The following is a 25,219-nucleotide window of genomic DNA, read 5'->3' on the forward strand; positions in this document are numbered from 1 at the left end:
CATGGCTCAGATGCAATACCACAACCCTGCGATGACGGAGCAAGTCGTCTCGCTGCTCGCACCCCTCGGGCGCGGCCTGATCGTCGACGCGACTCTCGGAGGAGGAGGGCATACCCGTGCGATCCTCGCTGCAATGCCAGAGGCGACGGTGATCGGACTCGACCGGGATCAGGACGCGGCGGCGCAGGCCCCGGACGACCCTCGATTCCGCTTCGTGAAGGCGAGCTTCGCCGATCTGGATCTGGTCCTCGCCGAGGCGACTGGAACCGAAGGCCCGCAGCTTGAACGCCCTGTCGAGCCTGGTGTCGGCGCGGACGTGGCTGGCGTGCTGTTCGACCTGGGCGTTTCATCGCATCAGCTCGATGCCGGTGGGCGGGGCTTCTCGTATCGCCGTCCGGGTCCGCTCGACATGCGCATGGGCGACGACGCCCCGATCGACGCATCGACCGTCGTCAACGAGTGGGACCAGCGAGAGCTGGCCTCCATCATTCGCCGCTACGGCGAAGAGCGGTTCGCCAACCGGATCGCCGAGGCGATCGTGGCGGCCCGCCCCCTTGCGGACACGCTCGAGCTCGCACAAGCGGTCGCCGGCGCTGTTCCTCAGGCGGCACGTCGCAGAGGTCACCCGGCTCGCAAGACGTTTCAGGCCATTCGAATCGCGGTCAACGACGAGCTCCATGCTCTGGAGCTCGGTCTCGACGCGGCGCTTCGTTGGACGCGACCCGGAGGAAGAGTCGTTGTGATCTCCTATCACTCGCTCGAAGACCGGATCGTGAAGAGAAGGTTCGCCGCCGGCACCTCCGGCTGCGAATGTCCTCCCGACCTCCCCGTGTGCGTTTGCGGGCGGGTGGCCGAGCTCCGGTCGCTCGCTCGCAAGCCGCTACGTCCGGGCGAGGACGAGACTGCCAAGAATCCTCGGGTCCGCAGCGCCCGCCTGCGCGCCGTGGAGAAGGTGGCATGACCGCCAGGGTCGCCAGGCGACCCCATCCGCTCGAGCTCGAGCTCGCCCGGGGGAGGGCCGTCCCCGCGCCGCATCCCGCCGTCAAGCCCTGGATCGTGTTCGCAGTGGCCGTGGTCCTGGCGTTCTTCGGGCTCATCTACTCGCGCATCTCACTCGACAACTCGGCGTTCGAGCTCGATGAGCTCGCCGATCGGATCTCCGAGCAGGAGGCGCTCCACTGGGATCTTCGGCTCGAGGTGGCGCGGCTCCAGGAGCCCCAGCGGGTCGCCAAGCTCGCCAAGGGGATGGGGCTGGTGTACCCGGCGGAACGCGTTTCGCTCGAGGTACCCGGTGTCGACCGAGAGGGGCTCGATCCGGAGTACCGCTGGGCGCAACTGAAGGCTCTGCTCAGCGCGCAGCCGTGATGAGCGGGCCGACCATGACACGCGGAGGCGTGATGAGGCCGAGTGCTGGCGGCCTGAGGGGGGCAATCCCCTCAGTCGAGAAGGACGACTGACGTGGCGCGCCGGCCGCGCCGCGGGACCCGCGACAACCGGCTGCTGACGGTCGGGGTCGTGTTCGTGCTCGCCTGGGGCGGGATCGGGTTCCGCCTGTTCGAGGTCCAGGGCGTCCAGGCGGGCAGCTTCGCGGAGCGGGGTCAAGAACAGCGGGTGCGGAACGAGGATCTTCCGGCCGACCGAGGCACCATCTTCGACAGAGACGGCGTCGAGCTGGCGGTCTCGATCCGGGCGGTGACGATGATCGCCAACCCCAGCGTGATCAAGCGACCCAAGGAGACGGCGAGGCTCATCGCGCCGCTCGTCGGGGTCGACCGTGACGACTTGGCGGAGCGGCTTTCGAACAACGAGTCACAATTCGCCTACGTCGCCAGGCGCCTGGAACGCAGCCAGGTCGAAGAGGTGTACGCCCTCATCGAGGAGCTCGGGATCGAAGGCTTCTGGTTCGTCGAGGAGCCGAAGAGGGTGTATCCGGCGGGTCCGCTCGCCGCCCAGGTCGTCGGCTTCGTCCAGGACGACGACGGAGTTGGGATCGAGGGCCTCGAGTTCCAATACGACGCGGCTCTCGCCGGAGAGCCCGGCAGACAGATCGTCGAGCGGGATCCCTTCGGCAAGCCGATACCGCAAGGCGAGTTCACGATCGATCCTCCCGTGCCCGGGGCGGACCTGGTCCTCACCCTCGACGGGGCTGTCCAATACGCCACCCAACAGTTCCTCGAGAAGGCGCTGCGGGAAACCAAAGCAGTGGGTGGGACCGTTGTGGTGCTGTCCGTGAAGACAGGTGAGATCCTCGCCATGGCGAACGCGCCGACGTTCGACCCGAACGAACGCTCGGCATACGACCCGATCCATTATCGGAATCGCGCCGTTGCCGACGTGTACGAGCCCGGCTCGACGCTCAAGGTGGTGACGATCTCTGCTGCGATGAATGAAGGCATCGTCGAGCGCAACACGCTCTTCGACGTTCCGGGGGAGCTCGAGATCCACGACAAGGTCTACACCGACGAGGCCCGCAAGAAGGCGGAGCGGATGACCGTGGCGGACATCGTCGCCAGGTCGTCGAACATCGGGACCATCCTCATCGAGCAGGAGCTCGGCAACGACCTGCTGTCCGCATATCTGCAGGCGTTCGGTCTCGGGAAGAAGGCGTCCGGCGAGTTCCCGGGCGAGGCGTCCGGCAGCTTGCAGCCCGTGAGCGAGTGGTGCGACACGACCTGCGGGCCATCGACCGCCATCGGATACCGGGTTGGTGTGACCCCGCTCCAGATGGCGAGCGTGTTCGGCGCCATCGCCAACGACGGTCTGTGGATCGAGCCCCACATCGTGCGCGAGACGCTTCACAGCTCTGGTGAGCGCGATGTCTACGACCCGGTGACCCGTCCGGTGCTGTCGGAGAGCACCGCCGGCGTCATGCGCCGCCTGCTCCAGGGTGTCGTCGAGGAGGGGACGGGGTGGCGGGCCGCCATCGACGGTTACACGGTCGGTGGGAAGACGGGGACGACGGAGAAGTTCGTCCCTGGAAAGGGATACAGCAAGAAGGACCGGATCGCCAGCTTCATCGGCATGGCTCCCGTCGACGACCCGGAGCTGGTCGTGGCGGTGATGCTCGACTCGCCCCATGGCGAGCTCGCCAAGGACGTCGACCTCAAGTTCGGCGGCGTCTCGGCCGCCCCGTTGTTCGCCGAGGTCATGGAAGCGGCGCTCCATCGACTGGGAGTAGCTCCCGATGCCGAGTGAAGCCGTGTCGGTCGAGGCGCTCGCCGCCGAGGTGCCCGACACGACCGTAGATGTCGTCGGGCGCTCGGTGTTGGTGAGCGACGTCCACCACGACTCGCGCGACGTGACGCCGGGGTCGGTGTTCGTCGCCGTGCGGGGCGAGCGGCGCGACGGCCACACGAGAGTCGACGAGGCGATCGGCAAGGGGGCCGTTGCCGTCGTGGTCGACCACCGCCTCGACGTCGAGGTGACCCAGATCGTCGTGCCCGACACGCGCCGTGCCATGCCGTGGATCGCAGCCGCGGCGCACGGTCATCCCTCGCGATCGCTGACCGTCGTCGGTGTCACCGGAACCAACGGCAAGACGACCGTCACCCACATGATCGAGGCGATCGCCGTCGCCGCCGGTCGGCGCTGCGCGATCGTCGGAACGGTTGGAGCGAGAATCGCCGGGACACCCGTGTCGATCAGCAGGACCACGCCCGAGGCGACGGACCTGCAGCGGCTCCTCGGAGCGATGCGGGACGAGGACGTCGACGTCGTCGCCGTCGAGGTGTCGTCACACGCCCTGTCGCTCCACAGGGTCGACGCGGTGGATTTCGCCGTCGTGGCGTTCACCAACCTCTCCCAGGACCATCTCGATTTCCACGGAGACATGGCCTCCTACTTCGCCGCCAAGCGGTCGCTGTTCACCTCGGCCAGGGCCTCGCACGCCGTCATCTGGATCGACGACCCGCACGGCGCCATCATCGCGAGGTCGACAGATCTCGACACCACGACGGTCGGGTTCTCGGACGGTGCCGACGTCCGAGCCGTCGACGTCGAGCTGTCGGTGAACGGCTCGCGATTCGTCGCCGTCTCGCCCGACGGCGAGGCAGCCGTGTCGATCGCCCTGCCCGGCCGGTTCAATGTCGCCAACGCGCTCGTCGCGATCGCCTGTGCCGCCGGGATCGGAGTCGGGCCGAAGGACGCTGCGGCGGGACTGGCTCACCTCGACCAGGTGCCGGGAAGGTTCGAGACGATCGACTCCGGGCAGCCGTTCGGAGTCATCGTCGACTACGCCCACACGCCGGAGGCGATCTCCTCGGTCATCGCCGAGACCCGTCAGATCGCCGACGGCAGGGTGATCGTCGTCTTCGGAGCCGGAGGCGACCGGGACCCGCTCAAGCGGCCCCTCATGGGCGCCGCCGCCGAGGCAGCCGACGTGGTCATCGTCACCTCGGACAATCCGAGGTCTGAGGACCCGCAGTCGATCATCGATGCGATCGTGTCCGGAATGTCGACCATGCCAGGCGTCGAGATCGAACGGCGACGGGCGATCGCCGCCGCCGTCGAGCTCGCCCAGCCGTCCGATGTGGTGTTGATCCTCGGCCGGGGCCACGAGCCGCGCCAGGAGCTCGCCCACGGCGACCTCGTCGACTTCGACGACCGGGTCGAGGCCGGGAGGGCGCTGCTCGCCGCCGGGTGGTCGCCGTGACGTTGTCCTGGACCTTGCTCGAAGCGGCGCAGGCGACCGGCGGCACGGTGTTCGGCGATCCGGCGACGCACCTCGCCGGGGTCTCGACCGACTCGCGAGCCGTGAGGCACGGTGATCTGTTCGTGGCAGTCGCCGGGACGACGTCCGACGGTCACGGTTTCGTCGACGGAGCCATCGACCACGGCGCCGCGGCGGTCCTCGTCCGCGCCGGCATGGGAATCGCGGCCGAGCCGCGGGTAGAGGTGGGAGACACCACGGTAGCTCTGCGTGACCTCGCCACCCACCGCAGGGGTCAGCTCGATGTGGCAGTCGTGGCGATCACCGGCAGCACCGGGAAGACGACGACGAAGGATCTGCTGGCGTCGGCGCTGCCCGGCGTCTACGCCGCTCCCCGATCCTTCAACAACGAGTTCGGGGTGCCGCTCACGGTGCTGTCCGCGCCCGATTCCGCCCGCTACCTCGTCGCCGAGGTCGGCTCACGCGGCGCCGGGGACATCGAGTACCTGATGCCCGCCGTCAAACCGGATGTTGCGATCATCACGAACCTCGGTCTCGTCCACCTCGAGACGTTCGGTACGACGGACAGGCTCGCCGACGCCAAGTGGGAGCTCGTCGCCGGACTCGGGCGCGGTGGCGTCGCCGTCCTCCCGGCAGACGAACCGAGGCTGCGCCGGGCCCACGAAGGGTCGACGGTCACGTTCGGCGTCGACTACATCGCCGACGTGATGGCGTACGACGTCGAGCTCGACGACGCCGGACGACCGCGGTTCCGCCTGATGACCCCGGACGATGACGTCGAGGTGCGCTTGGCGATGGCGGGCCGCCACAACGCCGCCAACGCGGCCGCCGCCGTCGCCGCGGCGATCGGGCTCGACGTCGACCTGGAGACGATCCTGCCGGGCCTCGAGGAGGCGAGCGGCTCCCCGTGGCGCATGGAGATCCACCGGGGCAGGTACACCGTCGTGAACGACGCGTACAACGCCAACCCGGACTCGGTGGCTGCGGCATTGGAGACGGTCGCCGCCATGTCGCACCATCCGATAGCGGTCCTGGGCCTGATGGCCGAGCTCGGTCATGTTGCCGAGGCCGAGCACCGCCGCATCGGGGCGCTGGCCGTCGAGCTCGGGTTCCGGGCGGTCGTGACCGTCGGTGACGACCCGGGGATCGCCTTGGGAGCAGGGTCGATCGCCCACCCGGTGGCGGATGACCACGAGGCCGCCGTCGTCCTCAAGCGCATCATCGAGCCGAACGACGTCGTGCTCGTCAAGGCGTCGCGGGCCGTCGGCCTGGAACGGCTGGCGGCAGCCCTCATCGAGGAGTCGGCTTCGTGATCTCGCTGCTCCTCTCCTCGGCGACCGCCTTCGTCATCACCATCTTCGGAACACCGATCGCCATCAGATACCTGCGCGGCCGGGGGATCGGCCAATTCATCCAGGAGGAGGTCGAGGGCCACAGCCACAAGCGGGGCACGCCGACGATGGGCGGCGTGGTGATCATCGTGTCCGTCGTCGTCGCCTACGTCGTCGCCCACGTGCGGCTCTGGGAGTTCGACACGGGGTTCGGGTTCACGGTGCAGCCGTTCGCCTCTGTGGGGTGGCTGGCGATCCTCGGCTTCGTCGGCATGGGGGTGATCGGCTTCCTGGACGACTACGTCAAGTACGCCAAACGAGAGAACAAGGGACTTTCGAAGCGCTGGAAGTTCATCGGGCAGCTCGTCATCGCCGCGCTGTTCGCCTGGGGGGCGGTGGCGGCCGACGTCAGCACGAAGCTGTCGCTGACGCGGGCCGACATGGGCTTCGAGCTCGGGCCGTGGCTCTACGCCGTGCTCGTGCTTCTCATGCTCACCGCCGCCGCCAACGCAGTGAACCTCACGGACGGGCTCGATGGCCTGGTGGCAGGCTCCGGATCTCTCGTCTTCGGAGCCTATGTGCTCGTTGCCTTCTGGCAGTTCAGGAACGCCGACTTCTATGCGGTCTCGGGAGCGCTCGACCTCGGCATGTTCGCGGCGGCGCTCGCAGGCGCGTCGCTCGCCTTCCTGTGGTGGAACGCCGCCCCGGCGGACATCTTCATGGGGGACGTCGGCTCGCAGGCGCTCGGGGGCGCACTCGCCAGCCTGGCGCTGCTCACCAACACCCACTTGTTGCTCGTGCTCCTTGGAGGGCTCTACGTGATGGTGACGATGTCCGTCATCGTCCAGGTGGCCGTGTTCAAGGCGACGGGGAGGCGGGTGTTCCGGATGGCGCCGCTTCACCACCACTTCGAGCTCAAAGGATGGCCGGAGACGACGGTCATCGTTCGATTCTGGATCCTCGCCGGGATCTCGGTGGCCATCGGCGTCGGCATCTTCTACGCCGACTTCCTGGCGACGACCAACGGTGGGATCCTGCCGTGAAGGTGCTGGTGCTCGGGGCGGCGGTCAGCGGGAAGGCTGCGGCCGCTTTGGCCCGTCGCCTCGGCCACGACGTGACGGTGTACGACGAGTCACCCGAGCAGGTCGCCGGCATCGACGCCGATCGGGTGGCAACAGGAGAGTGGGACGACGGGCTCCTCGAGGGCGTCGAGGTGGTCGTCACCAGCCCCGGGATCCCCGAGGGGGCTGCGCCGATTCGGGCCGTCATCGAGTCGGGCACCCCGCTGTGGAGCGAGATGGAGTTCGCGGCTCGCCACCTCGACATCCCATACGGTGCCGTCACCGCGACGAACGGCAAGACGACCGTCACCCAAGCAGCCGCCCAGATGCTCGCCGTTTCCGGCATGCACGCCGTGGCAGCCGGGAACATCGGGACGGCGCTCTCGGACGTCGTCGGCAGCGACGCCGAGGTCGCCGTCGTCGAGGCGTCGAGCTTCCAGCTGCGCTTCATCGACGAGTTCCGACCGGATGGTGCAGTGCTCCTCAACATCGCTCCCGACCATCTCGACTGGCACGCCACGTTCGAGGGCTACGTCGCCGCCAAGCGGAGAATCGCCGAGAACCAGGCGGCCGTCGATCTGCTGGTGTACGACGCGGACGACCCGGGGGCTTCGGCCGCCGTCGAGGGGCTCCGACCCCGTTTGGTTCCCGTGAGCGGCGGAAGGCTGCCGGTGGGCGGCGCCGGCCCGCAAGGTGACGACCTCGTGGTCATCGACGAGCGGTTCCCGCTTCCCGACGGAGGCCCCGTCCACGTCGTCGACATGGCTGCCGCGGCCGTCTTGGCACGTCACCTCGGGGCGACCCGGGAGGGTATCGAGAGGGTCCTGGAGGTCTTCACGCCGGCGCGGCACCGGAGGACGGTGGTCGGGACGTGGGACGGCGTCGCCTGGGTGAACGACTCGAAGGCGACGAACCCGCACGCCGCCGTGGCGGCCGCATCCGCCTACCCATCCGTCGTCTTGATCGCCGGCGGCAGGAACAAGGGCCTCGACCTGTCGCCACTCGGCGCCGTTCCGAGCGTGAAGGCAGTCATCGCCATCGGCGAGGCGGCGGACGAGCTGGCTGGGTCGGTCGCCGCCGGCAAGTTCCACCGCGCTCCGAGCTTGGCGGCCGCCATCGCCCTCGCCGACCATCTGGCGCGGGCAGGCGACACGGTTCTGCTCGCTCCGGCGTGTGCCAGCTTCGACATGTTCTCCTCGTACGGGGAGCGAGGCGACGCCTTCACGCGGCTCGTCACGACCCGCAAGGAGGGTTCGCGTGGCTAGCACGATCCCTCGAAGATATGAGGGGGCGGTGACGTCGCTCCGCCACCCTCGGGAGGCCACACCCCGCCCGGCCGCCGCCGCCGGCGACAGGGCCGCCGTCATGCTGCTGCTCCCGGTGGCCATGCTGCTCATCGTCGGTCTCGGCGCGGTGCTGTCCGCCTCCTCGGTCGTGGCGATCAGAGAGGGTGTCGACCATCTCTTCTACTTCAAGCGCCAGATCGTGTGGATCGTCGCCGGGCTCGGCCTCCTCGTCGCCGCATCCCGCATCCCGTACCGCATGTACGCCCGATTCGCAGTTCCGATCCTCGTCGTCGCCATTGCCGGCCTGGTGGCCACGCTCGCCCTTGGCGACGTCCGCGGCGGGTCGCGGCGCTGGATCGAGGTCGGCCCGGTCACCATCCAGGCCTCGGAGCTCGCCAAGTTCGCAGTCGTGGTGTTCCTGGCGAGGGCGTTCACGACGAAGGAGGCGTACCTTCACCGCTTCGCCCATTTCTTCTGGCCGGTTGCCATCTGCCTCGGTTCCGTCGGAGTCCTGCTCCTCGCAGAGCCCGACCTGGGGACCACGATCCTCATCGCCGCGGCTGCTTTCGCCGTCCTCGGTGCTTCGAAGGCCCCGGTGAGTCACGTGGTCTTCTTGGGCGCTCTCGCGGCCGGGGCGGTGACGTTGCTCGCCTTCGCCCAGCCGTACCGCAAGGCGAGGATCGTCTCGTTCCTCGACCCACTGGCCGACCCGCTCGGCAACGGCCTCCAGGCGGTCCAGAGCCTGGTGGCTCTCGAGACGGGTGGCTGGTTCGGCGTCGGGCTCGGGGCGAGCCGCGCCCGCTGGTCGTTCCTGCCGAACGCCCACACCGACTTCATCTTCTCGATCATCGGAGAGGAGATCGGGCTGGCAGGCGCTTTGGTGGTCGTCGCCCTGTTCGTCGGTTTCGGCGTCATCGGCCTGGTGATCGCCTACCGGGCGGCAGACGGGTTCGGCCGCCTCCTCGCCGTCGGCCTCGTCGCCTGGCTGACCTTCCAGGCGCTCATCAACATCGGAGGCGTAGCAGTCGTGCTGCCGATCACAGGTGTTCCGCTCCCGTTCATCTCGTCCGGAGGAAGTGCCATGCTGGCGAACCTGTTCGCGGTCGGAGTCCTCGTGAACATCGCCCGGACGGGGAAGGCACATCGATGAGGTTCGCATTCGCTGCGGCAGGGACGGGGGGGCACGTCTTTCCGGCGCTCGCCGTGGCGGATGCCCTCGAGCGAGCCGGCGTCGCCCGGGACCGGATCGTCTTCTTCGGCGGCGACCGGATGGAGGCGACGGCGGTGCCCGACGCAGGGTACGAGCTCGTGCAGGTGCCCCTGCAGGGCCTGAAGCGCTCCATGTCGCCCGACAACATGCGGCTCCCGGCGTCGGTATGGCGGGCGACCCAGCTGATCCGCGCCGAGCTGCGCAAGCGAGACGTCTCGGTGATGATCGCCTTCGGCGGGTACGTCACCGTTCCTGCAGGATGGGCGGCCCGCCGGGCGGGCGTCCGGCTCTTCCTGCACGAGCAGAACGCCCAACCGGGCCTCGCCAACAGGCTCATCTCCGGGAGGGCCGAGACCTCGTTCGTCTCGTTCCGTGGACCGTCGGAGAGGCTGAGATCATCACGCGTCGTCGGCAACCCGTTGCGGCGGGCGTTCTCGTCGTACGACGGCGCCGCGCTCAGACCCGAGGCCATGGAGCGATACGGGCTGCCGGGGGGCGTCCCTGTGATCGGCATCCTCGGAGGCAGCCTCGGAGCCAGAGTCCTCAACGAGGCGGCGGTCCGGATCGCCGACGGCCATGACGCCGGGTCGATCGCCCTGGTGCAGCTCGCCGGGGCGGCCCATGCGCCGGCGTACGCCGAGATGGCGTCGTCGTCGCACGTCGCCTGGAGGGTGATGCCGTTCGAGGACGAGATGCAGTACTTCTACGCCGCCAGCGACCTCGTGCTGTCGCGGGCCGGCGCTCTCACGATCAGCGAGCTGGCGGCGACAGGTACGCCTGCCGTCGTCGTTCCCTATCAGGCGGGCACCGCCGGTCACCAGGCAGCGAACGCCGCGCAACTGGCGGTGGCGGGAGGCGCCGTGGTCGTTCCCGAAGCCGAGATCGACGCCGTTCCCGTGGTGGTCGAGCAGCTCATCGGAGATGCCCCGCGGCGCCAGGCGATGGCGGAGGCAGCCGCCAAGCAGGGCCACCCGCACGCCGCCGATGTCATCGCTCAGACACTCCTGGAGGCCGGCGATGGATGACACGGGGATGAGCCCGCTCTCGAGGTACCCGCGGATCCACATCGTCGGCGCCGGCGGCACCGGGATGAGCGCCCTCGCCAAGATCGTCGCCGGTCTCGGGCACGAGGTCTCGGGTTCCGACCTGAAGCCGGGGAGGAGCCTCGACGCCCTCGCCGACCTCGGGATCGAGACCTGGGTCGGCCACCGCCCCGAGGCGATGGCGAGGGCCGACCTCGTCGTGTCGTCCTCTGCGGTGCCGGATGGCGACCCGGAGCTGCGGGCCGCCATCGAGGCCGGCAAGACGGTGTGGTCGCGACCCGACCTGCTCGACGCCCTGACGTCGGCGATGCCCGCCATCGGCTTCACCGGGACCCACGGGAAGACGACGTCGACGGCGCTGGCGGTCACCGCGCTGCGCGGCATCGGGAAGGATCCGTCGTTCATCGTCGGGGGGGAGCTGATCGCCCTCAACACCGGCGCCCACCTCGGCGACCACGACCCGTTCCTCGTCGAGGCGGACGAGGCCTTCGGCACGTTCCGCCGTCTCCACCTCGCCGGGCTCGGGGTGACGAACATCGAGGCGGACCACCTCGACTTCTACGGCGACGTCGCCCATCTCGAGGAGGCGTTCGCCCTCGTGGCGAACCGGGTGCGCGGCCCTGTCGTCGGCTGCATCGACGATGCGGGCGTTCGCCGGCTGGCCGAACGTGCCGACGTGATCGCCTATGGCACGGACGCCGACGCCGACTGGCGCATCGACGACATCGAGCCGCAGCCCGGCGGCGTCCGGTTCCGGCTGGTCGGCCGGAGGTTCGACGAGACGGTGACCGTGCCCCGACCGGGAGCACACATCGCCAGGAACGCCACCGGGGTCCTCGCCCTCATCGGCGAGCTCGGGTACGACGCCGCCCGGGCCGCTCGGGCACTCGCCGGATTCGAGGGAGTTCGCCGCCGCTTCGAGGTGCGCTCGCGCGTCGGCGGCGTGACGGTCATCGAGGACTACGCCCACCACCCGACGGAGATCGCGGTGACGATCGGAGCAGGGCGCTCGGGAGGATGGAAGCGGGTGCTCGTCGTGTTCCAGCCACACCGCTACAGCCGTACCGCCGAGCTCGGAAACGCCTTCGGGGAGCCGCTGGCTGCCGCGGATCACGTGATCGTCACAGACGTGTACTCCGCAGGCGAGATCCCGCAGCCGGGTGTGAGCGGCCGGCTCGTCGCAGAGGCGGTCAGGGCGGCGGGTGGCTCGGTCGAGTACGTCCCGATCCTCGCCGACGTCCCGCCGGTGATCACGCCGCAGCTCACCGAGGGGGACGTGGTCCTCCTGCTCGGCGCAGGCGACGTCAACTCGATCGCAGATGAGCTCGCTCTGGCTCTCGGGGGTGTGACGTGAGCTCGCTCGACACGCTGCCAGACCTCATCAGCGTCGATCAGCCGCTCGAAGCCCTCACGACGTACAAGCTCGGAGGGCCGGCGCGCTGGTACGCCGAGCCGGGAGACATCGACGAGCTGTCGGCGGTTCTCACGGTGTGGCGGACGACGGAGGTCCCCCTCGTCGTGCTCGGGCGAGGCTCGAACGTCCTCGTCGCCGATGCCGGGTTCGACGGGCTCGTGATCAGGCCGATCGGTCGGTTCGCCGAGATCGTCGTGGCGACGTCCGGGACGGTGACGGCAGGCTGTGCGGCCCCGCTGCCGCGCCTCGCCAGGGCGGCTGTCAAGGAAGGCAGGGCGGGGCTCGAGTTCTTCGTCGGGATCCCAGGCTCCGTTGGGGGCGCAGTCCGCATGAATGCCGGATGCCACGGCAGCGAGACCAAGGAGTGGCTGGTGGCGGCGCGGGTCATCGACGTCGGCACGGGAGAGCTGACCGAGAGAGATCCGGCCGGGCTCGATCTGTCATACCGTCACAGCAATCTGCGCGATGCAGAGATCGTCGTCGCAGCCCATTTTCGCACCGTGCCGGGCAGCGCCGCCGCGGGCGAGCGTCTCATGCGAGAGATCGGCCGCTGGCGCAAGGAGCATCAGCCTGGGGGAACCCTCAACGCCGGCTCGGTGTTCAAGAACCCGCCGGGCGACTCGGCGGGCCGCATCATCGACGAGGCGGGGCTGAAGGGCTTCGCCATCGGAGGTGCGGTCATCTCGACGAGGCACGCCAACTTCATCGAGGCGGGCCCCGGCGCCTCGGCGGGCGACGTCTACGAGCTGATACGGCAGACGCGAGAGCGCGTCGCCGGTGCGTGTGGGGTCACCCTCGACCCGGAAGTCAGATTCGTGGGTGACTTCGAGGAGTCGGCCCACCGGAGAGGGGCAGGCCATTGAGTGCCATCGACTATCGCCTGGCGGCGAGGCGGGCCGCCGTCCGCGAGAGCCTGGCCCGCTCGAGGCTGCGCTGGCTGGTTGGCCTGGTGGTGGTTCTGCTGCTGACCGGCGCAGTACTCGTGGCGCTGCGGTCCCCGATCCTGGCCGTCAAGTCGGTCGAGGTGAACGGCGTGGTGAACGCCAACGTGGATGCGATCCTCGCCGCACACGGGATCGAGATGGGGGCTCCGACCGTTGCGGTGCGCCCCGGCATCGTCGAGGCGGCGGTGATGCGTGATCCGTGGGTCGCCAAGGCCGACGTGCGTGTCGTGTGGCCTGGCAGCGTCGAGGTGACGGTTCTCGAGCACGACCCGGCGGGCTGGATCGAGTCCGAGCGCGGCTGGGTGCGGGCCTCGGCAACGGGTGCGATCCTCGAGCGCTCCGACCCGCCGGTCCACGCCCCGACGGTGCAAGGCCACGTCGTGACCGGCAGGCCGGGGAGTGTCATCGAGGACCCGGCGGCGGTGGCCGCTCTGGAGTTCCTGGCCTACCTGCCGGGGAACGTCGCCCGGGACGCGCACATCGCAGTGACCAAGAAGGGCGTGCTGCGCGCCGTGGTCGCCGGCCACGTCGTGCGGCTCGGGCTTCCCGAGGACATCGCATCCAAGGCCGCCTCGCTGCTCGCGGTCCTCGGGTCGAAGCTCGAAGAAGGCGCCCGGATCTCGGTGGTGGCGCCGACGAGGCCGGCCGTCACCGGGGCCGTCTCGACAGACGAGGCGAACGAGGATCCGGGCAGGGGCAACGGGAAGACCGACCGCCAACCCTCGATTGACGGTTGAGGGTTGCGCGCGATCTACAGCTTTCGCGACTTCTCTACGCTACAGTTCAAGTTCACCCTCCGGCGTGTCCGGAGGGAATGACGCTCACCCGGAAGATGAGCGTGAGGTTGGGCCCGGAGGGGACGAGGCATCCTGGAGAGCAACGTGACCGAGAACCGATCACCGCAGAGTTATCTCGCCGTCATCAAGGTCGTCGGAATCGGGGGCGGCGGCGTGAACGCCGCCAACCGGATGATCGACGCGGGAGTGTCCGGCGTCGAGTTCATCGCGGTCAACACCGACGCCCAGGCACTCCTGATGTCGGACGCCGACGTGAAGCTCGACATCGGCCGCGAGTCGACCCACGGGCTCGGGGCGGGCGCCAATCCCGAAGTCGGCAGGGAGGCCGCCGAGTCTCATCGGGACGACATCGAGGACGCTCTCAAGGGCGCCGACATGGTCTTCATCACTGCGGGCGAGGGCGGCGGCACCGGAACCGGCGGCGCTCCCGTCGTCGCCTCGGTGGCGCGGTCGCTCGGCGCGCTCACGGTCGGCGTCGTCACCCGCCCGTTCGGGTTCGAGGGTCGCCGGCGGTCCGTCCAGGCCGAGCAGGGCATCCAGGAGCTCAAGCAGGCGGTCGACACTCTCATCATCATCCCGAACGAGCGCCTCCTCGAGATCGCAGAGCCGTCGACACCGATGGTGGAGGCGTTCGAGATGGCCGACGAAGTGCTCACGAACGGCGTCAAAGGGATCACCGACCTGATCACGACCCCCGGGCTCATCAACGTCGACTTCGCGGACGTCAAGACCGTCATGCTCGGCGCCGGCTCAGCCGTGATGGGCATCGGCGTCGCATCCGGGGACAACCGGGCGGAGCAGGCTGCTCAGAAAGCCATCAGCAGTCCCCTCCTCGAGACGTCGATGGATGGCGCCCGCGGCATCCTCCTCTCGATCGCCGGGCCGAGCACGATGACCCTCCACGAGGTGAGCACCGCGGCGAGCATGATCTCCGACCACTCCGATTCGGATGCCAACGTGATCTTCGGTGCGATCCTCGACGACAGCCTCGGAGACGAGATGCGCGTCACGGTGATCGCCGCCGGTTTCGAGCGGGAGCGTCCTCAGGCGGGCCGCCGCCATTCGTCCTCACAGCAGCCACTCGTACCCGACTTCCGGTCGATCGGCTCCCGGGACGAAGGCGACCTCGACATCCCGGAGTTCGTCCAGGGATGATCCGGCCGCCCGGCTTCCGGGGGGCGGCATTCGGTGGCGTGGCGGAAGGGGACGGCAGGACCGACCCCAGCGTGCGCGCCGCCCTCGCTGCCGAGCACGGTATCCCGCAGGAATGGGCCTTCGTGACGCAGGTCCACGGCGCTCGGGTGGTCAACGTGACCGAGCCGGGACGCCACGGCCAGGCGGACGCCATCGTCACCGAGCTGGCTGGCTTGACGATCACGGTGGCCACGGCCGACTGCGTCCCGATCATCCTCGAGGGCGACGACGTCGTCGCGGTGGTGCACGTCGGGTGGCGGGGCGCCAGCGCGGGAATCGTCGACGCAGCGCTCGACGTATTGGCGGCGCGTGGCCACGACGTAGCCAGAGCGGCCATCGGCCCGGCCATCGGGCCATGCTGCTACGAGGTCGGAGAAGAGGTCGCGGCCCGCTTCCCGAATCACGTGGCGGCGACGAGTTGGGGCACACCGAGCGTCGACCTCGTCGGCTTCGTGGCGAGCCGCCTCGCAGGCATCGACGTGTGGAGCGACGGTCGCTGCACGAAGCACGGTCGCGATCTCCACTCGTTCCGCAGGGACACGACGACGGCCAGGCAGGTGAGCCTCGGATGGATACCGCAGGGCTGACGGCGGTCACCGCCAGGATCGCCGAGGCGGCGGGACGCGTCGGCCGGTCACCGGACGCCGTGAAGCTCGTCGTGGTCTCGAAGGGACGCTCCGTCGCCGAGATCACGGCGGTCTACGAAGCGGGCCACCGAGTGTTCGGCGAGAACAGGGCCGACGAGCTGGCCGCCAAGGTCCCCCTGCTGCCCGCCGACATCGAGTGGCACTTCGTCGGGTCGCTGCAACGCCGCAAGGTGGCCACCGTGTGGCCGTTGATCGCCCTGCTCCACTCGCTGGATCGCGAGAAGCTCATCGACGCCTGGGCGAGGGAGCAGGGCACCCCGCCTGCGTTGCTCCAGGTGAACATCGCCGCCGAACCCCAGAAGCACGGCGCCGCACCCAACGACGCCGCCCGGCTTCTCGACATGGCGCGCTCCTCCGGCGTCCGGGTGGTCGGGCTGATGGTGATCCCGCCGCTGCCGGGCGCGCCCGAGGACAGCCGCCGGTGGTTCGCCGACCTCGAGGCCCTGCGGGCCGCGCTGCAGCCTGACTTCCCGGGCCTCGTCCACACGTCGATGGGGATGACCGACGACTTCGAGGTGGCGGTCGAGGAGGGAGCCACCCTCGTACGTGTGGGACGGGCTATCTTTGGCCCGTCCGTGGCGGGGTGACCACGGCACGACCGGCAGGGATCGGACCAAATGGCATCGATGTGGCAGAAGACGCTCTTCTACCTGGGACTCGTCGCCGACGATGAGGCAGAGCGCGCCGACGAGGGCGAAGTGCAGGGCCAGTCCCAGGTGAGGAAGGTGGAGCCGCCCCGCCGCGTCCAGCGCGTCGATCAAGCGCGGCAGGCAGCTCAGCGGCCACCGCAGCAGCCGCGGCCCTCCGGCGTGGTCGCCGGCAGGCGGGTCGAGCCTCCGACGAAGGTGAGGCGGAGGATTTCCAACAATCCGTCGCACGCCGAAGCGGGTGTCTACGTGTCGAGCGACTCGCTGTACCGGGAGATGGTGCAGGAGCCGGACGAATCGGCCGTCATCGTGGCCAGGACGTTCTCCGATGCCCAGCAACTCGCCGACCTGATCCGCTCGGAGCGTCCGGTGGTGCTCGACCTGCGGGGCACGGAGCCGGCGATGGTGCGCAGGTTGGTCGACTTCAGCACGGGCCTGACATATGCGCTCGACGGCCGCATGGCGAAGATCGGTCAGGGTGTGATCCTGGTGACGCCCGCCGGGACGAGCCTGGAAGCGGACGAGCGGAGACGCCTCGCCGAGCTCGGCCTCTACCAGGCGCCTCTGGGCGAGTGAGCACTACGACCTGATGGGCGTCATCTGCCTCATCCTGCAACTCGCCTTCTGGGCGATCATCGTTTGGGTGGTCCTCAGCTACGTCGTCAACTTCGGAAGACTCCCCTGGGGGCATCCGGTGCGGACCGCGTACGACACCCTGTCGCGGGGAATCGATCCCGTGCTGCGGCCGATCAGGTCAGCCATCCCCCCCGTCCGGTTCGGCGGGGTCGGCCTCGATCTGTCGCCTCTCATCCTGATCATCGGCCTGTCGCTGCTGCGGCGCATCATCTGCTGATCCGGCTTTCGCGGTCTCGTCGTCGCCGTCGCTGATCGGTACGATCCTCTGCCGTGACAGACGGCCCAACCTCCGCAGACGTCCGGTTCGCGGTGCTGCCCGGCACGAGGCACGTCTACGAGAAGCGCCCCGTCGACGCCTATCTGCAAGAGGTCGCCAGGGCGATGGAGCGGCTCGAGGAAAGGGCGACCCTCGCTGAGGACCGGGTCGCCGATCTCGAACGGTCGCTCGTCGCGGCCAACGCCCAGCTCGGGACCCTCGTTGGCCGGCCGGGCCGCCAGGCGTCGGCTGTGCCACCTCCGATCGCCGACCACGGTGTCGTCGGCCCCGCCGCTGTGAAGCTCGACCAGCTCGAGCGAGCCGCCAAGAGGAAGCTCGCCGAGGCTGCCGCCAGATTGGACGCCGCCGAGCGCGAGGCACGCTCACTGCTCGACACCGCGCGGGTCGAGGCAGCTGCGATCGTCCCGGGAGGCAGGGGAGGAGGGGTCGACGAGACCCCGAGCGCCGAGCTGGAACGGCTCAGGGTGATCGTCGCCGCCCTGCGACGCCTGTCGGACGTGAGACGTGAGCAGTCGCTCGAGCGGCTCACGGCGATCGCCGAGAGGCTCGAGGGCGCCGGCGTCGCAGGAGGCGCCGAGCTCGACGAGCTGTTCGCCCTGCTGGGCGCGACCCGATCAGGGGAGCCGCTGGTCGTCGATCTCGCTGCCGAGGACTCGCCGGCAGGCCGCCTCGACTAGCCGGTGCTCACGGTCGCCGTCAGGCGCGGCTGATGTCGGCTGTCAGCTCGTGGCCGTTCAGGGAAAACGTCAGCTCGGAAGCCGGGCCGCGCTCCAGCGTCGACGCGAGCACCTCATCTGCGATGAGGCCGCGATGCCGCTCGAGGGCGCCCGCCAGCGCCTCGCTCTCTGTCTCCCACGTCACAGTGATGCGGTCGGTGACTGCCAGGCCCATCGTCCGACGCTCCGTCTGGATGCGGTTGATCGTCTCCCGGGCCAGGCCCTCTGCCACGAGCGAGTCGTCGAGGTGGATGTCGAGGGCCACGCTCAACGATCCCTCGGCCGCGACGACGACGTCGTGGCGCGGCTCCCTCGAGATCACGAGATCGTCGAGTGTGATCGTGTGGCCCGCAACGTCCCGCCGAGCTCCGGCGAGAACGGACGACACCGCCTCGTGGTCGAGCTCTTCGATGGCGGCCGCCACCCGCTTGACCTCCGAGCCGAGCCGTGGGCCGAGGGACTTGAAGTTCGCCTTGGCCGACAACTCGACCAGGTGGCCCTCGTCGTCGTCGACGATCACCTGGCGGACGTTGAGCTCGTCCCGGAGCAAGGCGGCGTGAGCCGTGACGGCGTCTGCCGCCAAGGGATGGCGCGTCACGACCGTCATCGAGGCGAGCGGCTGGCGCACCCTCACCTCGTGCCTGCGTCGCAGCCCCCTGCCCAGGTTCACGACCGTACGCACGGTGTCCATGGCGCCCTCCAGAGGCTTGTCGATGACTGCGTCGTCGGCGACCGGGTAGTCGGCGAGATGGATGCTGTCCGGTCCTCCTCCTGCCACGGCCCGCACCAGGTGCTGATAGATGTCTTCCGTGACGAAGGGCAGGACCGGGGCGGCCGCCAGCGAGAACGTCACCAGCACCTCGTAGAGGGTGGCGAAGGCCGCCAGCTTGTCCTCCTCGGACGACGTCTCGCGGTGCGCCCAGAAGCGACGCCTCGACCGGCGGATGTACCAGTTCGTGAGGTCGTCGATGAAACCCAGGATGGGCGGGATCACGGCGAAGAGGTGGTAGCGCTCCATCTCCAGGTTCACCTGGCGGATGAGGCTCTGGAGCACCGAGATGATCCACCGGTCGATCTCGGGGCGCTCGCCGACCCGAGGGGCGCCTTCTAGGTCGGCGAGCATGATCCCGTCCGCCTCGGCGTACGTCGTGAAGAACGAGTACGCGTTCCACAGCGGCAGCAGGACGGTCCTGACCACCTCGCGAACGCCCGCCTCGGAGAACCTGAGCGGGTCGGCTCGCACGACGGGCGAGTTGATCAGGTAGGCGCGCAAGGCGTCGGCGCCGAAGTCGTCGAGCACGTGGGAGGGATCCGGGTAGTTCCGCAGGCTCTTCGACATCTTGCGGCCGTCCTCGGCGAGGATGAGCCCGGTGACGACGCAGTTGAGGAAAGGTGCCTCGTCGAAGAGGGCGGTCCCGAGCACCATGAGCGTGTAGAACCAGCCTCTCGTCTGGTCGAGCCCTTCGGCGATGAAGTCTGCCGGGTACCGCTGCCGGAATCTGTCCTCGTTCTCGAACGGGTAGTGGATCTGGGCGTAGGGCATGGATCCGGACTCGAACCAGCAGTCGAGCACCTCCGGGACGCGCCGCATCGTCCCCTCACACTCGGAGCACGGGAAGGTCACCTCGTCGACGAAATGGCGGTGGAGGTCGCCGAGCATGACCCCCGACCGCTCGGCGAGGTCGTCCCGCGAGCCGACGGCGGCGAGCTCCTCGCATGCGTCGCACTCCCACACCGGGATGCACGATCCCCAGTAGCGGTTGCGGCTGATCGCCCAGTCGCGCGCCTCTTCGAGCCAATTGCCGAACCTGCGCTGGCCGACCGCCTCGGGCACCCAGTGGACCCGGCTGTTGACCTCGACGAGGCGATCCCTCATGGATTCGACGCGTACGAACCACGTCGGAATGGCCTTGTAGATGAGTGGCGTCTCGGTGCGCCAGCAGAACGGATACGAGTGCCTGATCCGCTCGCTGCGCACCAGCTTGCCGCTCTCGTCTAGGAGGCGGATGAGCGTTGTGTCTGCCTCTTTGACGTTCTGGCCGGCCACGTCGGGAACCGCCTCGGTGAATCGTGCCTCGGCGTCGACGGGATCGACGAGCACGTCGAGGCCGGCCGCCTGCAGCGCGTAGAAGTCGGCTTCTCCGTATGCGGGCGCCATGTGCACCAGGCCGGTGCCCTCCTCGGTGTTCACGTCGCTGCTGGCGATGACCCGAAAGGCGCCGCGATCTCTCTCCTCACCGAAGTAGTCGAAGATCGGCTCGTATCGGGTGCCGATGAGCTCCGACCCCGAAACGGTCGCCAGCACCTCGGCGCCCTCACCGAGCACCGAACCGACCCGGGCCGAAGCGAGCCAGTAGATCCCCGCGAAACCCTCGATCTCGCCGGCAACCCTCGAGTATTCGAGGTCCTCGGCGACCGCGATGGCGAGGTTGCCGGGCAGCGTCCAAGGTGTCGTTGTCCATATGAGGAGGTAGTCGCCATCTGCGACCGGGCCGCCGCCCTCGTCGACGCGGGCACGCACCGTGACGGCCGGATCGTCGACCTCCCGGTAGTCCATGTTCGCCTCGAAGTTCGAAAGTGGCGTCGTGGCCCCCCACGAGTACGGCAAGACCTTGAAATCCCTGTAGACGAGTCCCTTGTCCCACAAGCGCTTGAACACCCACCAGACGGACTCCATGAAGTCGACGTCCAAGGTCTTGTAGTCGTTCTCGAAGTCGACCCAACGGCCGATCCGTCGAGTGATGACCTCCCACTCTCCGGTCGTGTTCTCGACCATTGCCCGGCAAGCCTCGTTGAAGCGGTCGATGCCGAGCTCGTGGATCTGGCGGGGACCCGAGACGCCGAGTTGCTTCTCCACCTCCATCTCGACGGGCAGCCCATGGGTGTCCCACCCGAACCGGCGCTCGACGCGGTGGCCGCGCATCGTCCAGTAGCGGGGGACCATGTCCTTGACGACGCCCTGCAGGATGTGGCCGTAATGCGGGCTCCCCGTTGCGAACGGCGGACCGTCGTAGAACGTGTACTCGGCGTCTGCCGGCCGCTGTTCGACGGAGCGAGCGAAGGCGTCGATGTCGTCCCACAGCTCGAGGACGCGGCGGTCGAGCGCCGGCAGGTCGACCCTCGGCTCGACGCGCCTGAACCCTGAACGATCGGGTCGAGTAGCTGCCACGTCCGTCCTTCCTCGTCCTGCGCCCACCCGTGCGGGTGGGCAACGGCGCCGGGACGAGGTGGACCCCGCGGTACCACCCGGCTTGCCGGACTACCGTCCGGCCGCTCGTAGTCCCCGTTTCGTGGGGCGTCCGGCAGGTTCTACTCCCGCTACCGCGGTTTCTTCCTGCGACTCAGGGGCGATGACCTTCGAGGCGGGAGCGCCGGGCTCACACCGTCCCCGGCTCGCTCGTCCTCCCGTACGCCTGCGAGGGCGTCCCTTCGACGTCGAGTGACGTGATCGTAGTCCCGCCGCCGAGGCATCCCTACGATCGACCGATGGCCCTACGATCGACCGATGGACTGCGTGCGTGCCGTCGACGGGGGCGTCGAGATCGCCGTTTGGGTGGTGCCGAGCGCATCACGGACGGAAATCGCCGGCCTTCGGGGGTCGGCGCTCAAGGTGCGGGTGACCGCCCCACCCCATGGTGGCGAGGCGAACCGGGCGGTCGAGCGCCTCATCGGCGGTGTCGTCGGGGGGAGGGCGCAGCTCGTGCGGGGCGGTGGGGGGCGCGCCAAGACGGTTCTCGTCTCAGGAGTCGCCCAGGGCGAGGCGCGTAGGCGCATCGCCGAGGCGCTTCCTGGGGTGAGGCGGGACGGCATCGAGACCGGTGGGCGTCCCGAGGGCGAGCGGCGCCGCGGTGGCGTCGATTGACGCCTCAACTGCGCCCACCTAGCGTCTGCGGCCACCCGGAGGCATCGCGTGGCTCGCAAGCTTGCGAAATCGACGATGAAGCGTCTCCGCGAGAAGCTGGAGGCCGAGAGGGCGCGCCTCGAGGAGATCATCGGCGAGTACGACAAGATGCGAGAGTTGAGTCGCCTTGCCGAGACGGGATCGGAGCACAACGCCGATCCCAACAATGCGGACGGCGGATCGCTGGCGTTCGAGATGGAGATGGACCTTTCGGTGCAACAGAACTCTCGGGAGCTGCTCGCCAAGGTGTTGCACGCCCTCGATCGGATGGATCAAGGCACGTACGGGACATGCGAAGTGAGCGGGAAGCCGATACCGATCGCCAGGCTGGAGGCGCTCCCGTACGCCACGACACTGGTCGAGTGGGCCAACAAGATCTGACGGGGGGCCCCGCAGGGGCCTCCAGCCGTCGCCGGGTGGCCCTCGCCGTCGCCGGCGTGACGGTGGCGGTCGACCAGCTCACCAAGGCCCTCGTCGTCGAGGGGATCGGTGCGGGGAGCGTTCATCTCATCGGCGACTTCCTGCAGCTCCGGGTGACCCGCAATCCCGGGGCGGCCTTCTCCTCCTTGCAGGGGTGGGGGGTGCTCATCGCCATCGTCGCCGTCTCGGTGGCCATCTTCATCTTCGTTCTGGCGGGGTCGGCCGAGCGGAGGATCGAGGTCACGGCGCTCGGCCTCGTGCTCGGGGGGGCGCTCGGGAACCTCGTCGATCGCATCTTCCGGGGCCCCGGGGTGCTCGACGGTGCCGTCGTCGACTTCGTCGACTTCTCGTTCTTTCCGTCTTTCAACGCGGCGGACTCGGCGATCACGATCGGGGTCGGGTTGCTCGTCGTGGCCTCCCTGTGGCCGCGGCCGCGATGAGCCGCACCGTCGAGTTGGTTGTCCCGACCGAGCTCGACGGCTCGAGGGCCGATCGGGCCGTCGCAACGCTGACGGGCATCAGCAGGTCGGCGGCCCGCCGGGTGTGCGAGTCCGGCGCCGCGATGAGCGCAGGCAGGGCGGTCGAGCCGGCTGACCGCATCGCCGCCGGCAGCGATCTCGTGGTGACGCTCCCGGAGGAGCCGACGGTGGCGGCAACCCGAATGGAGATCGCGGTGCTCTACGAAGACGACCTGTTGCTCGTCGTCGACAAGCCGGCGGGGCTCGTCGTCCACCCCGGAGCCGGGCACCTCGAGGGCACGCTCGTATCCGGACTGCTGGCGTTTGCCCCAGAGCTGGAATCCCTCGCCGGAGAACACCGGTGGGGTCTGGTGCACCGACTGGACAGGGGCACGTCCGGCACGCTGCTCGTCGCCAAGTCGGCCGCGGCTCACCGCCTCCTGCAGCGCGACCTGGCGGCTCGCCGGATCGGTCGAAGCTATCTGGCCCTCGTGCATGGAGCGCTCGACGCCGCCACGGGGACGATCGACGCCCCGCTCGACCGCGATGCCAGGCACCCGACGCGGCGCGCCGTCGCCATCGGGGGCCGTCCGGCGCGCACCCACTATGCACGAGTTGCCGAGTGGGTCGACGTGTCACTCGTCGACGTGAAGCTCGAGACGGGCCGCACTCATCAGATCAGGGTGCACTTCGCATCGATCGGTCACGCTGTGGTCGGGGACAAGACATACGGACGGCCTCGGCAGCATCCCTCCGAGCCGGGGCGGATGTGGCTGCACGCCCGCGAGCTGAGATTCTCACACCCGGAGGACGGGAGAGAGATCGCCGTCGCGGCGCCGCTCCCTGATGCGCTGGCTTCGTCGTTGCAGCGCCTCGGCGAGCCTCGGGCCGGCACCCTGCCCGCTGGTCTGATCAGCTGACGGCGGCGCCGGCGACTGCGGGCCAAGGAGGCAGCCGAGCAGCGGTGTTAGCCTCGGACGAGGACAGGGCGAGGCGCTCGGGGGAGCCACGCCACCGCCCCACCCCATGAATGAGCAAAGCGCGCCACTGCTGAAGGGAATCGAGGTGAGCACCTTCTACGAACGCCTCTCCACCCTCGACAACTCGTTCCTCGCCCTCGAGACACCCTCGATCCACATGCACGTGGCCGGCCTCGCCGTCTTCGAAGCGGGCTCGCTGCGCACCCCCGAGGGCGGCGTCGACGTGGCGTCGATCGGCGCCCACATAGCGTCGAAGCTCCACCTCATCCCGAGGTACAGGCAACGCTTGGCGTACGTCCCGTTCGAGCAGCACGCCGTGTGGGTCGACGACGAGCAGTTCTCGATCGACTATCACGTGCGGCACACCAGCCTTCCCCGCCCGGGATCGATGAGCCAGCTCCGGGCGCTCATGGGCCGCCTCGTCTCCCAGCCGCTCGATCATTCGAAGCCGCTCTGGGAGGTGTGGGTCGTCGAAGGGCTCGCCGGTGATCGTTTCGGGCTGATCTCCAAGGTGCACCACTGCATGATCGACGGGATCGCCTCTGTCGATCTCATGGCCGTCCTCTTCAGCCTCTCCCCGGTCGCCGAGGTCGCCGAGCCGGAGGCGTTCGAACCCCGGCCCATCCCGACAGGAACGGAGCTGGTCGTACGCGAGACGGCTCGAAGGGCCGGCAGGGCCGTCGGGGCGCTGCGGAGCGTGCGAACGTTGGTGGAGGACGCCCAGACGCTGGCGCAGCACGGGGTGCGGCGCGTCAGGGCCGTCGGAGCGTCGCTGAGCTCGGGCTGGCTGTCACAGGCGAGTGACACGCCTCTGAACGGCGAGCCCGGCACGAACCGGGTGTTCGGGACGCTCGACACCGATCTCGACACGATCAAGTCGATCAAGAACGCCCTCGGCGGGTCGGTGAACGACGTCGTGCTCGCGGCCGTCGCAGGTGGGGTGCGTAGCTTCCTCCGCGGCTCCGATTTCGACGTCTCCGGGATCGACTTCAGGGTGATGGCTCCGGTGAGCGTCAGATCCCTCAGCGACCGGGGGACTATGGGCAACCAGGTCGCCATGTGGCTCGCCAGCCTCCCCGTAGGGGAGCCGGACCCCGTCGCCAGGCTCGAAGCCGTCAAGCGTGAGACCATGAAGCTGAAGACGACGGATCAGGCGCTCGGGGCGGCGACGCTCGTCTCGCTGAGCGCAGGAGCGCCTGCGACGCTCGTGTCGTTGGCGAGCAGGCTCGCCTCCGGGGCCAGGCCGTTCAACATGACCGTCACCAACGTGCCGGGGCCGCAGGTCCCCCTCTACTTCCTGGGCGCCGAGCTGGTCGCCCAGTATCCGCTCGTGCCGTTGTGGCACGGTCACGGCATCGGCGTCGCCCTCTTCTCGTACAACGGGTCGGTCGCTTGGGGGTTCAATTCCGCATACGACGTCGTGCCGGACGTCGACGGATTCGCGGCTGCGGTCGAGGCGTCGATACGGGAGCTCGCCGCGGCGGCCGCCGGCCCGCCGCGAGCCACACGGGCGAGCCGGCCGAAGAGACGGCCACCGCTCGAGCATGCCAAGTCGCCGTGAAACGCCTCATCCGATTTCGCGACTCGA

General features: G+C 69.1%; 24 protein-coding genes. 23 read left to right on the forward strand and 1 reads right to left on the reverse strand.

Annotation, left to right across the window (positions count from 1 at the left end):
• Positions 1–10: 10 nt before the first annotated feature.
• The 18 genes from rsmH (at position 11) to VGC47_00920 (ending at position 17,833) form a co-directional block, all read left to right on the forward strand.
• Entirely contained in the window at positions 11–961 is a 951-nt protein-coding gene (gene rsmH, locus VGC47_00835) for a 16S rRNA (cytosine(1402)-N(4))-methyltransferase RsmH (GenBank protein HEX9853845.1), read from the forward strand.
• Positions 958–1,365 (forward strand): hypothetical protein, encoded by a 408-nt coding sequence (locus VGC47_00840; GenBank protein HEX9853846.1) that lies wholly within the window; start codon positions 958–960, stop codon positions 1,363–1,365. The genes rsmH and VGC47_00840 overlap by 4 nt, the downstream gene beginning before the upstream one ends.
• Before the next feature lie 93 nt (positions 1,366–1,458).
• Complete coding sequence (locus tag VGC47_00845; GenBank protein ID HEX9853847.1) at positions 1,459–3,195, forward strand: penicillin-binding protein 2; 1,737 nt, start codon at positions 1,459–1,461, stop codon at positions 3,193–3,195.
• Positions 3,185–4,651, forward strand: a complete 1,467-nt coding sequence (locus VGC47_00850; GenBank protein HEX9853848.1) for a UDP-N-acetylmuramoyl-L-alanyl-D-glutamate--2,6-diaminopimelate ligase — start codon at positions 3,185–3,187, stop codon at positions 4,649–4,651. The genes VGC47_00845 and VGC47_00850 overlap by 11 nt, the downstream gene beginning before the upstream one ends.
• A complete protein-coding gene (murF, locus tag VGC47_00855; GenBank protein HEX9853849.1) occupies positions 4,648–5,982 on the forward strand; it encodes a UDP-N-acetylmuramoyl-tripeptide--D-alanyl-D-alanine ligase in 1,335 nt (444 codons plus the stop codon). The genes VGC47_00850 and murF overlap by 4 nt, the downstream gene beginning before the upstream one ends.
• Positions 5,979–7,043: a phospho-N-acetylmuramoyl-pentapeptide-transferase gene (gene mraY / locus VGC47_00860; protein HEX9853850.1), complete on the forward strand. Its 1,065-nt coding sequence runs from the start codon at positions 5,979–5,981 to the stop codon at positions 7,041–7,043. The genes murF and mraY overlap by 4 nt, the downstream gene beginning before the upstream one ends.
• Positions 7,040–8,326 (forward strand): UDP-N-acetylmuramoyl-L-alanine--D-glutamate ligase, encoded by a 1,287-nt coding sequence (murD, locus tag VGC47_00865; protein HEX9853851.1) that lies wholly within the window; start codon positions 7,040–7,042, stop codon positions 8,324–8,326. The genes mraY and murD overlap by 4 nt, the downstream gene beginning before the upstream one ends.
• Positions 8,319–9,497, forward strand: coding sequence for a putative lipid II flippase FtsW (ftsW, locus tag VGC47_00870; protein ID HEX9853852.1), 1,179 nt, complete (start codon positions 8,319–8,321; stop codon positions 9,495–9,497). Before murD ends, ftsW begins: the two co-directional genes overlap by 8 nt.
• Positions 9,494–10,582: a UDP-N-acetylglucosamine--N-acetylmuramyl-(pentapeptide) pyrophosphoryl-undecaprenol N-acetylglucosamine transferase gene (locus VGC47_00875; protein HEX9853853.1), complete on the forward strand. Its 1,089-nt coding sequence runs from the start codon at positions 9,494–9,496 to the stop codon at positions 10,580–10,582. The genes ftsW and VGC47_00875 overlap by 4 nt, the downstream gene beginning before the upstream one ends.
• The gene (gene murC, locus VGC47_00880; GenBank protein HEX9853854.1) at positions 10,575–11,954 is read left to right on the forward strand and encodes a UDP-N-acetylmuramate--L-alanine ligase; all 1,380 of its coding nucleotides are present in this window, start codon (positions 10,575–10,577) and stop codon (positions 11,952–11,954) included. Before VGC47_00875 ends, murC begins: the two co-directional genes overlap by 8 nt.
• Positions 11,951–12,877, forward strand: coding sequence for a UDP-N-acetylmuramate dehydrogenase (gene murB, locus VGC47_00885; GenBank protein HEX9853855.1), 927 nt, complete (start codon positions 11,951–11,953; stop codon positions 12,875–12,877). The genes murC and murB overlap by 4 nt, the downstream gene beginning before the upstream one ends.
• On the forward strand, positions 12,874–13,695 hold the full coding sequence (locus tag VGC47_00890) for an FtsQ-type POTRA domain-containing protein (GenBank protein HEX9853856.1): 822 nt from the start codon (positions 12,874–12,876) through the stop codon (positions 13,693–13,695). Before murB ends, VGC47_00890 begins: the two co-directional genes overlap by 4 nt.
• 144 nt (positions 13,696–13,839) lie before the next feature.
• Positions 13,840–14,910, forward strand: coding sequence for a cell division protein FtsZ (ftsZ, locus tag VGC47_00895; protein HEX9853857.1), 1,071 nt, complete (start codon positions 13,840–13,842; stop codon positions 14,908–14,910).
• On the forward strand, positions 14,907–15,536 hold the full coding sequence (locus tag VGC47_00900; protein ID HEX9853858.1) for a polyphenol oxidase family protein: 630 nt from the start codon (positions 14,907–14,909) through the stop codon (positions 15,534–15,536). Before ftsZ ends, VGC47_00900 begins: the two co-directional genes overlap by 4 nt.
• A complete protein-coding gene (locus tag VGC47_00905; protein ID HEX9853859.1) occupies positions 15,518–16,183 on the forward strand; it encodes a YggS family pyridoxal phosphate-dependent enzyme in 666 nt (221 codons plus the stop codon). Before VGC47_00900 ends, VGC47_00905 begins: the two co-directional genes overlap by 19 nt.
• Positions 16,184–16,213: 30 nt before the next feature.
• A complete protein-coding gene (locus VGC47_00910) occupies positions 16,214–16,819 on the forward strand; it encodes a cell division protein SepF (protein HEX9853860.1) in 606 nt (201 codons plus the stop codon).
• A gap of 13 nt (positions 16,820–16,832) precedes the next feature.
• Positions 16,833–17,096, forward strand: coding sequence for a YggT family protein (locus VGC47_00915; GenBank protein HEX9853861.1), 264 nt, complete (start codon positions 16,833–16,835; stop codon positions 17,094–17,096).
• A 53-nt stretch (positions 17,097–17,149) separates the two neighbouring features.
• Positions 17,150–17,833 (forward strand): hypothetical protein, encoded by a 684-nt coding sequence (locus VGC47_00920; protein HEX9853862.1) that lies wholly within the window; start codon positions 17,150–17,152, stop codon positions 17,831–17,833.
• Between the two features lie 19 nt (positions 17,834–17,852).
• Here VGC47_00920 and ileS read toward each other — a convergent pair whose 3' ends face one another.
• Positions 17,853–21,041: an isoleucine--tRNA ligase gene (gene ileS, locus VGC47_00925; GenBank protein HEX9853863.1), complete on the reverse strand. Its 3,189-nt coding sequence runs from the start codon at positions 21,039–21,041 to the stop codon at positions 17,853–17,855.
• A gap of 336 nt (positions 21,042–21,377) precedes the next feature.
• On the opposite strand from ileS, the gene VGC47_00930 reads away from it, so the two are divergent.
• The 5 genes from VGC47_00930 to VGC47_00950 all read left to right on the forward strand — a co-directional run bounded on the left by VGC47_00930 (position 21,378) and on the right by VGC47_00950 (position 25,192).
• Complete coding sequence (locus VGC47_00930; protein HEX9853864.1) at positions 21,378–21,734, forward strand: DUF167 domain-containing protein; 357 nt, start codon at positions 21,378–21,380, stop codon at positions 21,732–21,734.
• 48 nt (positions 21,735–21,782) lie between these two features.
• Positions 21,783–22,154 (forward strand): TraR/DksA C4-type zinc finger protein, encoded by a 372-nt coding sequence (locus VGC47_00935; GenBank protein HEX9853865.1) that lies wholly within the window; start codon positions 21,783–21,785, stop codon positions 22,152–22,154.
• Positions 22,136–22,633, forward strand: coding sequence for a signal peptidase II (lspA, locus tag VGC47_00940; GenBank protein ID HEX9853866.1), 498 nt, complete (start codon positions 22,136–22,138; stop codon positions 22,631–22,633). Before VGC47_00935 ends, lspA begins: the two co-directional genes overlap by 19 nt.
• Positions 22,630–23,571 carry an RluA family pseudouridine synthase gene (locus tag VGC47_00945; protein ID HEX9853867.1) on the forward strand — a complete coding sequence of 314 codons (942 nt, stop codon included), beginning with the start codon at positions 22,630–22,632 and terminating at the stop codon, positions 23,569–23,571. The genes lspA and VGC47_00945 overlap by 4 nt, the downstream gene beginning before the upstream one ends.
• Before the next feature lie 145 nt (positions 23,572–23,716).
• Positions 23,717–25,192, forward strand: a complete 1,476-nt coding sequence (locus tag VGC47_00950) for a wax ester/triacylglycerol synthase family O-acyltransferase (GenBank protein ID HEX9853868.1) — start codon at positions 23,717–23,719, stop codon at positions 25,190–25,192.
• Positions 25,193–25,219 lie beyond the last annotated feature (27 nt).

This window comes from Acidimicrobiia bacterium (assembly GCA_036396535.1).
Lineage (GTDB): Bacteria > Actinomycetota > Acidimicrobiia > Spongiisociales > UBA5794 > DASWKR01.

Bases quoted from the DNA above. Each gene is read 5' to 3' on its own strand.
- rsmH (HEX9853845.1), top strand. From the start codon at position 11: ATGCAATACCACAACCCTGCGATGACGGAGCAAGTCGTCTCGCTGCTC.
- VGC47_00840 (HEX9853846.1), top strand. From the start codon at position 958: ATGACCGCCAGGGTCGCCAGGCGACCCCATCCGCTCGAGCTCGAGCTC.
- VGC47_00850 (HEX9853848.1), top strand. From the start codon at position 3,185: ATGCCGAGTGAAGCCGTGTCGGTCGAGGCGCTCGCCGCCGAGGTGCCC.
- VGC47_00875 (HEX9853853.1), top strand. From the start codon at position 9,494: ATGAGGTTCGCATTCGCTGCGGCAGGGACGGGGGGGCACGTCTTTCCG.
- murC (HEX9853854.1), top strand. From the start codon at position 10,575: ATGGATGACACGGGGATGAGCCCGCTCTCGAGGTACCCGCGGATCCAC.
- VGC47_00900 (HEX9853858.1), top strand. From the start codon at position 14,907: ATGATCCGGCCGCCCGGCTTCCGGGGGGCGGCATTCGGTGGCGTGGCG.
- VGC47_00905 (HEX9853859.1), top strand. From the start codon at position 15,518: ATGGATACCGCAGGGCTGACGGCGGTCACCGCCAGGATCGCCGAGGCG.
- VGC47_00910 (HEX9853860.1), top strand. From the start codon at position 16,214: ATGGCATCGATGTGGCAGAAGACGCTCTTCTACCTGGGACTCGTCGCC.
- VGC47_00915 (HEX9853861.1), top strand. From the start codon at position 16,833: ATGGGCGTCATCTGCCTCATCCTGCAACTCGCCTTCTGGGCGATCATC.
- VGC47_00930 (HEX9853864.1), top strand. From the start codon at position 21,378: ATGGACTGCGTGCGTGCCGTCGACGGGGGCGTCGAGATCGCCGTTTGG.
- VGC47_00945 (HEX9853867.1), top strand. From the start codon at position 22,630: ATGAGCCGCACCGTCGAGTTGGTTGTCCCGACCGAGCTCGACGGCTCG.